This window comes from Curtobacterium aurantiacum (assembly GCF_018598555.1).
Taxonomy (GTDB): domain Bacteria; phylum Actinomycetota; class Actinomycetes; order Actinomycetales; family Microbacteriaceae; genus Curtobacterium; species Curtobacterium aurantiacum.
Window position 1 is genome coordinate 44,287 of record NZ_JAHEWN010000003.1, and the last position, 11,259, is coordinate 55,545.

The following is an 11,259-nucleotide window of genomic DNA, read 5'->3' on the forward strand; positions in this document are numbered from 1 at the left end:
GTGTCGCGGGACACACTCCTCGCTCCGGAGTCCGTCGTTCCCAGCGTCGGCGCCGAGCATCGCCGCATGACCGTCCGTTCGCTCTCCACCGCCGTCGAGGCCCGGATCGACCGTGCCGCACGCCGTGTGCTCGATGCCGGGCGCCAACCGCACCGGCCCGTCCGGGTGTTCGTCACCGAGTTCCTGGTGTTCGGCGCGAAGCAGGCCTGGGCGTGCGCGTTCGGGGCGCTGCTGCTCGGCACGATGGCCGTGGTGCACCTGACCGTGCCGGCAGCGATGCGGAACGACGTGCTGACGATCGCGGCCGTGCTGCTGCAGGTCGGCATGCTCGTGTTCGGGCTCGAGACCCTGCGGGAGCTCCGGGTCGTGCTGCTCTTCCACGTCGTGGGCACCGCGATGGAGGTGTTCAAGACCCACATGGGTTCGTGGACCTACGAGCCCGGCGGGTTGCTCGTCGTCGCCGGGGTGCCGCTGTTCTCGGGGTTCATGTACGGCGCCGTCGGCTCGTACATGGTGCGGGTGTACCGGCTGTTCGACCTGCGGTTCGACCGGTACCCGCGGCAGTGGCTGCTGGCCGTCGTCGCGGGCGGTGTCTACCTGAACTTCTTCGGCCACCACTTCGTCGCAGATGCCCGGTACGTCCTGCTCGCGCTCGTGCTGCTGCTCTTCGCCCGCACCACCATGCACGTCCGGGTCCACCGGGCGACGATGCGGATGCCCGTGCTCGTGGCGATGGCCCTCGTCGCGGTGTTCATCTGGGCGGCCGAGAACGTCGCCACCTGGGCCGGGGCGTGGAGCTACCCGGCGCAGCTCGCGGTGTGGCAGCCGGTGGCCCCGACCAAGATCGTGGCGTGGTTCCTGCTCATGACGATCTCGGTCACGCTCGTCACGTGGCTGTACCCGGCGCTGCCGTCGGGCTCGGCGCGCTCGACGGCGGACTCTCGACGTCTTCGAGGCATGCGCGCAGCGTGCAACCCTAGGCTTCCCTCGGCAGGGCCTTCCGGGCCCGCGTCCGCTCGCCGCGAATCCTCAGCCTTCCGCGACCGAGCGCACCTAGGCTGAGAGGACTCGAATCTCCTAGGAAGAGGACACCATGGCCTTCAAGCCCGGTTTCGACCAGTCCCCCGCCTTCAACGCACAGGGGGCCAACACCTGGGGCGGGCGCGGTGCTGGTCAGCAGCAGGCCGGCTGGGGACAGACCCCGCAGCAGGCACAGGGCGGCATGACCCCCGAGCAGCTGCAGTACATGTACGACCGCCCGACTGCGTCCCCGGTGGACACCGACCGCATGTCGTACGAAGACACCATCGTCAAGACGCTGCTCGCGTTCGGCGTGCTCGTCGTCGGCGCGGTGGCCGGTTGGAACCTGCCGCCGATCGTCTGGGTCATCGGCGCCGTCGTCGGGTTCGTCCTGGCGCTCGTGAACATGTTCAAGAAGAAGCCCTCCCCGGGCCTCGTCCTGGCGTACTCCTTCGCCCAGGGCCTGTTCGTGGGTGGCATCTCCGGCGCGTACAACTCCATGTGGGGTGGCATCGTCACCCAGGCGGTGTTCGGGACGCTCGGTGTCTTCGCCGTGACGCTCGCGCTGTTCGCATCGGGCAAGGTCCGCGCCACACCGAAGGCCACGCGCTTCTTCCTCGTCGCGATGGTCGGGTACATGGTGTTCTCGCTCATCAACCTGGTCCTGATGTGGACCGGTGTGACGAACACCGCGTTCGGCGCACTCGGCATCACGATCTTCGGCATCCCGCTCGGTGTGATCATCGGCATCCTCGTCGTGGTCATGGCGGCGTACTCGCTGATCCTCGACTTCGACCAGATCCAGACCGGTGTCCGTCGTGGCGCTCCCCGGATCTACGCCTGGACCGCGGCGTTCGGCCTGATCATGACGATCGTCTGGCTGTACCTCGAGATCCTGCGCATCCTCGCCATCGTCGCGAGCAGCTCGCGCAACTAGTACCACCGCACACGCGAAGGGCCCCGGCGCTGCCGGGGCCCTTCGTCGTTCCCGGCCGGTGGTAGGCGACAGCCGGGGCGGCGGGGCGGTGGCGGCCCGAGTGGCGGTCCCGGCGCCGGTCCCAGCGGTCACAACACCCCGCCGGTCGCCCGCCGAGTGGTCACGAAGTGTCGCCCGGGCAAGGGCCAGCCGACACTTCCTGACCACTCGGCACCGGGCCCCCGGGGTGTTGTGACCACTCAACGGCTCCGGCAACGCCACCCCGGACGCACGAAGGCCCGGCACGCGTGACGCGTACCGGGCCTTCCGTGGCTCAGGGGAGCCCTACTCCCACTCGATCGTCCCCGGCGGCTTCGACGTGACGTCGAGCACGACCCGGTTGACGTCGGGCACCTCGTTCGTGATGCGGTTCGAGATCTTCGCGAGGGTGTCGTACGGCAGACGCGTCCAGTCGGCGGTCATGGCGTCCTCCGACGAGACCGGACGGAGCACGATCGGGTGCCCGTAGGTCCGACCGTCGCCCTGCACACCCACCGAGCGGACGTCCGCGAGCAGCACGACCGGGCACTGCCAGATCTCCTGGTCGAGGCCAGCCGCGGTGAGCTCTTCGCGGGCGATCTTGTCGGCCGCCCGGAGCAGTTCGAGCCGCTCCTTCGTGACCTCACCGACGATGCGGATGCCGAGGCCCGGCCCGGGGAACGGCTGGCGGCCGACGATGACCTCGGGCAACCCGAGCTCACGGCCGACCGCACGGACCTCGTCCTTGAACAGGGTGCGCAGCGGCTCGACGAGCTCGAACGTCATGTCCTCGGGCAGGCCACCGACGTTGTGGTGCGACTTGATGTTCGCGGTGCCCGCTCCGCCGCCGGACTCGACGACGTCGGGGTAGAGCGTGCCCTGCACGAGGAACTTGACCTCGCCCGCCTCGTCGTCACCGCGAGCCTCGAGCACGAGTGCCTCGGCCGCGCCCTCGAACGTGCGGATGAACTCGCGCCCGATGATCTTGCGCTTGTGCTCGGGGTCGCTCACGCCGGCGAGGGCGTCGAGGAACTGCTGCTCGGCGTCGATCGTGATGAGGCGGACACCGGTGGAGGCGACGTAGTCCTCTTCGACCTGCTTGCGCTCGTCGGCCCGGAGGAGTCCGTGGTCGACGAAGACGCAGGTCAGCTGGTCGCCGACGGCCTTGTGCACCAGGGCTGCGGCGACGGCGGAGTCGACACCACCGGAGAGCCCGGCGATGACCCGCGCGGAGCCGACCTGCGCCCGGATGCGCTCGACCTGCTCCTCGATGACGTTGCTGGAGTTCCAGTCGCCGGGCAGGCCCGCGGCACGGTGCAGGAAGTTCTCGAGCACGGCCTGGCCGTACACGGAGTGCTTGACCTCGGGGTGCCACTGCACGCCGTAGAGCTTGCGCTCGTCGGACGCGAACGCTGCGACGGGCGTCGATGCGCTCGAGGCGAGCACCTCGAAGCCGGCCGGCGCCTTGGCCACGGAGTCGCCATGCGACATCCACGTCACCTGGTCCGCCGGCTGGTCGCCGAGCAGGGTGCTGCTGCCGGGTGCGAGCGTCACGTCGGTGGCGCCGTACTCGCGCAGACCGGTGTTCGCGACCTCGCCACCGAGGGCGGTCGCCATGGCCTGGAAGCCGTAGCAGATGCCGAGCACGGGGACGCCGAGGTCGAGGATGTCACCGTCGAGCGACGGCGCGCCCGCTTCGTACACGGACGACGGACCACCGGACAGCACGATGGCCGCCGGGTCCTTGGCGCGGATCTCGTCCGCGGTGATGGAGTGCGGCACGATCTCGCTGTAGACGTTCGCTTCACGGACCCGACGCGCGATGAGCTGCGCGTACTGGGCCCCGAAGTCGACGACGAGGACGGGACGCTGTTCGGTCTCGCTCACCGAGCGGCCTCCTTCTCACGCTGCTGGGCAGCGATCAGGTCGTGGTAGGTGTCCATGGCCCGCTGCTGCATGCGGTGCTCGACCACGAAGGACATGAACGGGATGATGCCCCCGAGGGCGATGAGCAGGAAGCGCGACGGCCGCCAGCGCATGATGCTCCACAGACGGAAGTCGGTGAAGAGGTAGAGCACGTACAGCCAGCCGTGGGCGATGAGGATCGCGATCGACAGGTTGAACGTGCCCGGGGTCTCGCCCGCCGTGCCGTTGGGCACGAAGAACGGTCCGTTGCCGAGCTGCATCTCGAGCTGCAGCGGCGTGTACTTGATGATGACCTCGACCACCAGGGCGAGCAGCAGCACGCCGGTGATGTACGCCGAGACGCGGTACCACTTCACCGCCCCCGGGATCTTGGGGATGTCACGGGTTCGGACGGTCAGGGCCATGCCGGCAATCCTACCGTCGGAGCGCGTCGGCTTCGGTGGCGAGCGCTGCCTCGCGCTCCTCCTCTTGCTCGCGCTCCCAGGCGTCCTTCACGAACCGGTACCAGAGGAACACGGCGAAGCCGGCGAAGACGACCCACTCGATCGCGTAGAACAGGTTGAGCCAGTCGAACTGGACCTCGCGCGACGGCGCCCGGTCGGCGATGGTGCCGAGGTCGGCGGCCTTCGCGGTGGTGCCGTCGGCGACGACGTACCCGAGGTACATGCGGTCGTCGAAGGCCTGCCAGGTGTTCACGAACCGGGCCGGCGCGACGGCGGAGTACTCGGCGTCCTTGTAGGCGTCCTGGTCGGGCGACTCGGCCGGGTAGTAGCGGCCCTGGATCGTGAGCGTCTGCCCGTCCGTCAGGCGGTCACCCCCGGCGACGGCGGCCGACCGCTGGTCGGACCACCCGATGACGACCGGGAGGCTCGCCCCACCATCCGAGTCCACCAGGTGTCCCACGGTCTGGTACGTCCCACCCCCGGTGCGGCCGGTCAGGACGGTGGTGTCGCCGGCGACGAAGGTCCCCGTGACGGTCACCTTCTGGCCGGCGAGGCTCTCGCTGACCGGTCGTTCGGGCGTGGTGACCGCCTCGAGCGTCCGGCGGGTCTCGGTGGTCGCCGGCAGCGGTTTGCCGTTGGCGATGGACCGCTCGAGCTGCCACTTGCCCAGCCCGGCGAACACCCCCGCCAGCACGAGCGCCAGCAACAGCAGCGCGATCCACCTCGGTCGTCGGGCAACGGCCCACATCTGTATCAGTACTCCGGATCGCGCTGTCGGACCGGGCGTTCGGGGCGCTCGGCGGGGATCTCGACCGGCGACGTCACGGGGGTGGACGTCGTCTCGGGCCCCTCATTCTCTCGCTCGTCCCTGCCAGCGGCCTCCACGAGGGCGAACTCCTCCGCGAACTGGCGGTCCCGCTCGGCCTTGCGCGCGGCCGCGGTGACGTCCGCCTCGGCCTCGGCCGCCTCGGCGTTCTCGGCGGCGGCAGCCGCGGCGACGGCACGGCGGCCACCGAGGCGTCCGCGCAGGCGGATGAGCCGACCCGGACGCACCACGAGGCGGCCGATCCGGTCCGAGTTCACCGCGAGCAGCGGCCCGAGGACGGCCATGCAGAGGACGTAGAGGCCCGCGAACGCGGTGATCCGTGCCTCCAGCCCGGCGGCAGCCGACAGGGTCGCGAGGATCAGCGCGAACTCGCCACGGTTCACCAGGATGACGGCGGTGTTGATGCCCTGCTGGACGTTGAAGCCGTTCATCCGGGCGACGATCTGCCCGGCGACCGCGTTGAGGACGACGGTCATGCCGATGGCGCCGAGGACGGGCCAGAGGACCTCGCCGAACGTCGACAGGTCGAGGCCGAGCCCGAAGTTCACGAAGAAGAAGGCGGCGAACACGTCGCGCATCGGCAGGGCGAGCTGTTCGATGCGGTCGCGGTACCGGGTGGCACCGCAGAGCAGGCCGATGACGAAGGCGCCGATGGCGTCGGTCACGCCGAGCAGGTCGCCGATGCCACCGAACATGACCGCGAGGCCGAAGAACAGCACCGTGAACAGTTCGTCGTCACGGGTGGCGAAGATCTTCGAGACCCACTTGCCCGCGAAGCGCGCGAGTGTGAACATCACGATGAGGAACCCGAACGCGAGCGCCAGCTTGCCGACGACGGCCCAGACGTTGGTGTCGCCGGACAGCACGACGGAGACGATCGCCAGGTACACGGCGATGAAGACGTCCTCGATCACGGTGACGCCGAGGATCATCGGGGTCTCGTCGTTCGCCAGGCGTCGGAGCTCGATGAGGAGCTTCGTCACGATGGCGCTGGACGACGTCGCCGTCATGCCCGCGATGATCAGGGCTTCACGGGTGCCCCAACCAAGCGAGAACCCGAAGGCGAACCCCACGCCCATGTTGATGACCACGTAGGTTCCACCGGAGACCAGGAGCTTGCCGGCGTTGCCGTAGAACTCCTCTTGGTCGAACTCGAGACCGAGGTTGAACAGCAGGAGGATGAGCCCGAACGTCGCGATGAGCTCGATCGTGTGCGACTCGACGCTCAGCCCGAACCACGGCGTGTTCGGGCTCGCGACGAGCCCGACCACCATGTAGATCGGGATGGCCGGCAGACCGATGGTCTTGCCGAGCCGGCCCAGGACGTAGGCGATGACGAAGAGCACACCGATGGTGAGCAGCTCACCACCCAGGTGCATGCGCTAGCTCTTCCGCGGGGCCTCGGCCGAGGCGGCCGCAAGCTCTCCGCTGCGGTAGAAGGAGAACGCCTTGGCGACCTTCTCGGGGGAACCGGCGACCACGATCGTGTCTCCGGGGAAGACGACGAAGTCCGACGAGGGCGCCGGGTTGGCACTGTCGCCACGGACCACGGCGACGACGGTCAGGCCGATGAAGCCCGAGTCGTGCAGGTCGCCGAGGGGCTTGCCCGCGATGGCGTCGTCGTAGTCGACGGAGAACCAGTCGATGGACAGGCCGGGAATCTCGTCGAGCTTGTCGAGGCCCTCGGTGATCCGGGTGCCGCCGAGGAGCTCGGCGAGCGTGTGTGCTTCGTCTTCGCTGAGGCGCAGCGAGACCTTCTCGGACTTGTCCGCGCCGTCGGAGACGTCGGCGAACGAGATGAGGTCGGAGTGCCCCGACCGGTGCGTGATGACACCGCACTTGCCACCGTCGTCGGTGTAGAAGCTGTGCAGCACGCCGACTCCGGGGAGTTTGACGCGATGGACGTCGACCATGATGGCTCCCTCTTCGAGTACTCCCATGCTAACCACCCGGTGACCCCGCGCATTCCTCCCGCTACTGTTCTGTGGATGGGGAGAACACGGATCGTCGTGGCCGTCGTCGGGGTGCTGGTCGTGACGCTGTACGCAGCGCTGCTGGCGGTGAACGCACTGGTGCTGGACCCGCTCGCCGCGGTCCCCGGTGCGACCCTGGCCGAGATCCACCGGCACCTCGACGCACAGGGGTTCTCCGTGCCCACCGACACCGCGGTCGTCATCGGCGTCGCCGTAGTCGGGATCGCGCTGGCCGCAGGGCTGTCGGTGCTGCTGCTCATCACCCGGGCGACGGCCCACGTCATCGCGACGGTGCTGCTCGCCGTCGTGGTGCTGGGCGGACCGGCGTCGTTCTGGAGCGGGTTCGCCCTGGGCATGGACGTCGCGGACGCCTACGGGGTGGGTGGCGGTGACCACACCGTCTGGTCGGGCGTGCTGTACATCACGAGCCTCGTCGCGCTGATCGCGCTGCCGTTCGTGCTCGTCGTCGGCCAGGCAGTCCACGCGCGCCGCACCACCCTGCGGACGCGCGCCGCCTGACGGACGCACCCCGGGCCTCCAGTCCGGTCTTCCGTCCTGCCGGTCTGGAGGCGCGGGTGGACTCCGCAAGACGCCGTCGTCTTGTCGAGACGCCTCGTCGACACCGAGACGCCGCCGAATCCGGCGGCGTCTCGACGACCGGACGGCGTCAACACGACACGACGGCGTCTGCTGGCCTCGCTACTCCGGCTCGCTCGTCTTCTCGCCGATGACCTGCTCGTCGGAGGCCTTCGCACCCTCGGCGCCGTCCGAGCGTCCACCGCCCACGACCACGTCGTCCTCGTCGAAGCCGAACGCGATGTCCGGGGCCTCGAGCCGCACGCGGTCCGCGCTCTCGTCGTCGGGTTGCAGCTGCGACTCGCGTTCGGCGGCGACGCGCTTCAGGTAGTTCGCGACCTCGTGCTCGGTCGTCTCCTGGTCCCACCCGAGCACGTCCGCCATGAGCTTCGCGGCGACCGGCGCTGCTGATTCGCCGCGGTCCCAGGCCTCGATGGAGATGCGGGTGCGGCGGGCGAGGACGTCCTCCAGGTGCAGGGCGCCCTCGTGCGAGGCGGCGTACACGACCTCGGCGCCGATGTAGTCGTCGGCCCCGGGCAGCGGCTCGGCCAGTGCCGGGTCCTGCTCGACGAGCTGCAGCACCTCGGTCGCGAGGGTGCCGTAGCGGTTGAGCAGGTGCTCGATGCGGACCTTGTGCACGTTGAAGCTCCGTGCGGTGCGGGCACGACGGTTCCACGCGGCCGGGTAGCCCTCGGCGCCGAGGAGCGGGATGTCGTCGGTCGTCGACTCGGGGACCTTGCCGTCCATCGCGGCGACCGCCTCGTCGATGGCGTCCTTGCCCATCACGCGGTACGTCGTCCACTTGCCGCCGGCCACCACGACGAGCCCGGGCACGGTGTGCGCGACGACGTGCTCGCGGCTGAGCTTCGAGGTCTGGTCCGACTCCCCCGCCAGCAGCGGGCGGAGTCCGGCGTAGACGCCCTCGACGTCCTCGCGGGTCAGCGGGACGGCGAGCACCTTGTTCACGTGCTCGAGGATGTAGTCGATGTCCGCCGCGGTCGCTGCGGGGTGCGCCTTGTCGAGGTACCAGTCGGTGTCGGTCGTGCCGACGAGCCAGTGCCGGCCCCACGGGATGACGAACAGCACGCTCTTCTCGGTGCGCAGGATCATGCCCGTGTTCGACTGGAACCGGTCCCGGGGGATCACGAGGTGGACGCCCTTCGACGCCCGCACCTTGAACTGTCCGCGGGTGCCGATCATCGCCTGGGTGTCGTCGGTCCAGACGCCGGTGGCGTTGACGACCTGCTTCGCGCGGATCTCGAACCGTTCGCCAGTCTGGATGTCGTGGGCCTGCGCGCCGACCACGCGCTCCCCGACCTTGATGAACCCCTCGATGCGGACGCGACTCGCTGCCTCGGCGCCGTACGAGGCCGCGGTGCGCACGAGCGACGCGACGTAGCGCGCGTCGTCGACCTGGGCGTCGTAGTAGGTCATGCCGCCGACGAAGGCGTCCTTCTTGAGCCCGGGCATGTTCCTGAGCACCTGCTTCCGGCTGAGGTGCCGGTGGTGCGGGACGCCGGGCGGACGGCCGCCGGACCAGCTGAACACGTCGTACATCGCCATGCCGATGCCGATGTAGAAGCGCTCCCACACCCGGTGGTTGAGCGGGTAGAGGAAGCGCACGGGCTTCACCAGGTGCGGGGCGATGCGCTGGAGCAGCAGGCCGCGTTCGATGAGGGCTTCGCGGACGAGCGCGAAGTTGAGCTGCTCGAGGTAGCGGATGCCGCCGTGCACGAGCTTCGACGAGCGGCTCGAGGTGCCCGAGCCCCAGTCGCGGGCCTCGACGATGCCGACGCTCAGCCCACGGGTCACGGCGTCGAGCGCGCTGCCCGCACCGACGATGCCGCCACCGACGACCAGGACGTCGAGCTCCTTGGTCTTCAGCGTCTCGATCGCGGCTGCGCGTTCGTCCGGGCCGAGCTTCGCCGCGGGGTCGAACCCCACGCCGGGCGCGACGTCACGTGGACGTCCGGCCGTGCTGGTCTGCTTCGTCGTGCTGGACTTCGCCATCGTCGCCTCCGGGTCAGGTCGGCGCCGTGGCGTCACCCGGGGCAGTGCCCGGGTGCCACCGTCACTGGTGGTACGGCGCCACGACCACTTCTACTCGCTGGAACTCCTTGGCGTCGGAGTATCCGGTCGTCGCCATCGAGCGGCGCAGGGCACCGACCAGGTTGGCGCGGCCGTCGTGCGTCGGCGTCGGGCCGTTCAGGACGTTCTCGAGCGGGGCGATCGTGCCCACCTCGACCCGGCGGCCACGCGGCAGCTCGGGGTGGTGCGCCTCGGCACCCCAGTGGTAGCCGCCACCGGGAGCCTCGGTCGCACGGGCGAGTGCGGTGCCGAGCATGACGGCGTCGGCACCCACGGCGATGGCCTTGACGATGTCGCCGGCGGTGTCGAGCCCGCCGTCGGCGATGACGTGCACGTAGCGGCCGCCCGACTCGTCGAGGTAGTCACGACGGGCACCGGCGACGTCCGCGACGGCGGTGGCCATCGGGGCGTGGATGCCGAGTGCGGCGCGGGTGGTCGACGCTGCGCCGCCACCGAAGCCGACGAGCACGCCGGCGGCACCGGTGCGCATGAGGTGCAGCGCCGACGTGTACGTCGAGGCACCGCCCACGATCACCGGGACGTCGAGCTCGTAGATGAACTTCTTGAGGTTGAGGGGCTCCTCGGTCTGGGAGACGTGCTCGGCCGAGACCGTGGTGCCGCGGATGACGAACAGGTCGACACCGGCGTCGACGACCGTCTTCGAGAACTCCTGCGTGCGCTGCGGGCTGAGCGAACCGGCGACCGGCACCCCGGCTGCACGGATCTCGGCCAGGCGCGCGGTGATCAGCTCGGCCTTGATCGGCTCGGAGTAGATCTCCTGCATGCGCTTCGTGACGTTGCCGTCGGTCAGCGACTTGATCTCGTCGTAGTACGGCGTCGGGTCCTCGTACCGGGTCCACAGGCCCTCGAGGTCGAGCACACCGAGGATGCCGAGCTTGCCCATCTGGATGACCGTCGCCGGCGAGGACACGGAGTCCATCGGCGCCGACAGGATCGGCGACGCGAACGTGAACGCGTCGATCGACCACTGCACGCTGACGTCGCGCGGGTCACGCGTCCGCCTGGAGGGGACCACTGCGATGTCGTCGAACGCGTACGCCCGACGTCCGCGCTTGCCTGCACCGATCTCGACTTCGCTCACTCGGACAGCCTACCGGGCGGGCTCTGCGGCGTGCACGGGCCGGACGGTGCGGACGGCGATGCGGCGGGCGGAGTCGTCAGCGCGGGCGCCGCGGGGCGTGCCGTCGCTTCCGGAGCGCCCGCAGCACGAAGCCGAGCAGGAGCGCGAGCACCACGAGCACGACGAGGAGCACGGCCGCGACCTTGACGAGCAACGCCGCCCCGACGAGGAGCGCGATGAACACGAGCCACACGAGGGCGTCGAGCACGAGGGGTCCGGAGGTGCGCACCCGCGGAACGATACCGACCCGCTCGGGGCGAGCCGCGCCTCCAGGCCGGGTGGAGGAGCGGGGCCGTGCGGCGCGAAGCGAC

The 11,259-nt window shown here is 69.8% G+C and carries 11 protein-coding genes; 3 read left to right on the forward strand and 8 right to left on the reverse strand.

The window, feature by feature from the left end; genetic code table 11:
• Window positions 1-66 precede the first annotated feature (66 nt).
• Together KK087_RS03735 and KK087_RS03740 are read left to right on the forward strand one after the other, a co-directional pair.
• Window positions 67-1,062, forward strand: coding sequence for a DUF817 domain-containing protein (locus tag KK087_RS03735; protein WP_214564266.1), 996 nt, complete (start codon window positions 67-69; stop codon window positions 1,060-1,062).
• 31 nt (window positions 1,063-1,093) lie between these two features.
• Window positions 1,094-1,957 carry a Bax inhibitor-1/YccA family protein gene (locus tag KK087_RS03740; RefSeq protein ID WP_214564267.1) on the forward strand — a complete coding sequence of 288 codons (864 nt, stop codon included), beginning with the start codon at window positions 1,094-1,096 and terminating at the stop codon, window positions 1,955-1,957.
• A gap of 324 nt (window positions 1,958-2,281) precedes the next feature.
• Here KK087_RS03740 and guaA read toward each other — a convergent pair whose 3' ends face one another.
• Genes guaA through KK087_RS03765 form a run of 5 tightly spaced genes read right to left on the reverse strand, consistent with a single transcriptional unit; the run spans window position 2,282 to window position 7,083 of the window.
• The gene (guaA, locus tag KK087_RS03745) at window positions 2,282-3,862 is read right to left on the reverse strand and encodes a glutamine-hydrolyzing GMP synthase (protein WP_214564268.1); all 1,581 of its coding nucleotides are present in this window, start codon (window positions 3,860-3,862) and stop codon (window positions 2,282-2,284) included.
• Window positions 3,859-4,305: a DUF3817 domain-containing protein gene (locus KK087_RS03750; protein WP_214529368.1), complete on the reverse strand. Its 447-nt coding sequence runs from the start codon at window positions 4,303-4,305 to the stop codon at window positions 3,859-3,861. The genes guaA and KK087_RS03750 overlap by 4 nt, the downstream gene beginning before the upstream one ends.
• Window positions 4,306-4,315: 10 nt before the next feature.
• Window positions 4,316-5,092 (reverse strand): SURF1 family cytochrome oxidase biogenesis protein, encoded by a 777-nt coding sequence (locus KK087_RS03755; protein ID WP_214529370.1) that lies wholly within the window; start codon window positions 5,090-5,092, stop codon window positions 4,316-4,318.
• Window positions 5,093-5,097: 5 nt separating this feature from the next.
• Complete coding sequence (locus tag KK087_RS03760) at window positions 5,098-6,549, reverse strand: cation:proton antiporter (protein WP_214564269.1); 1,452 nt, start codon at window positions 6,547-6,549, stop codon at window positions 5,098-5,100.
• 3 nt (window positions 6,550-6,552) lie between these two features.
• Window positions 6,553-7,083 (reverse strand): cation:proton antiporter regulatory subunit, encoded by a 531-nt coding sequence (locus KK087_RS03765; RefSeq protein WP_017885470.1) that lies wholly within the window; start codon window positions 7,081-7,083, stop codon window positions 6,553-6,555.
• A gap of 75 nt (window positions 7,084-7,158) precedes the next feature.
• Between KK087_RS03765 and KK087_RS03770 the strand changes: the two genes are divergently transcribed.
• Complete coding sequence (locus KK087_RS03770) at window positions 7,159-7,662, forward strand: hypothetical protein (protein WP_214564270.1); 504 nt, start codon at window positions 7,159-7,161, stop codon at window positions 7,660-7,662.
• A 180-nt stretch (window positions 7,663-7,842) separates the two neighbouring features.
• Here the strand turns inward: KK087_RS03770 and KK087_RS03775 are convergent, their stop codons facing one another.
• The 3 genes from KK087_RS03775 to KK087_RS03785 form a co-directional block, all read right to left on the reverse strand.
• Window positions 7,843-9,729 carry a glycerol-3-phosphate dehydrogenase/oxidase gene (locus KK087_RS03775; RefSeq protein WP_214529375.1) on the reverse strand — a complete coding sequence of 629 codons (1,887 nt, stop codon included), beginning with the start codon at window positions 9,727-9,729 and terminating at the stop codon, window positions 7,843-7,845.
• A 61-nt stretch (window positions 9,730-9,790) separates the two neighbouring features.
• A complete protein-coding gene (locus KK087_RS03780) occupies window positions 9,791-10,909 on the reverse strand; it encodes a GuaB3 family IMP dehydrogenase-related protein (RefSeq protein ID WP_027466694.1) in 1,119 nt (372 codons plus the stop codon).
• A 76-nt stretch (window positions 10,910-10,985) separates the two neighbouring features.
• Window positions 10,986-11,177 carry a hypothetical protein gene (locus KK087_RS03785; protein WP_214564271.1) on the reverse strand — a complete coding sequence of 64 codons (192 nt, stop codon included), beginning with the start codon at window positions 11,175-11,177 and terminating at the stop codon, window positions 10,986-10,988.
• Between the last annotated feature and the right edge of the window lie 82 nt (window positions 11,178-11,259).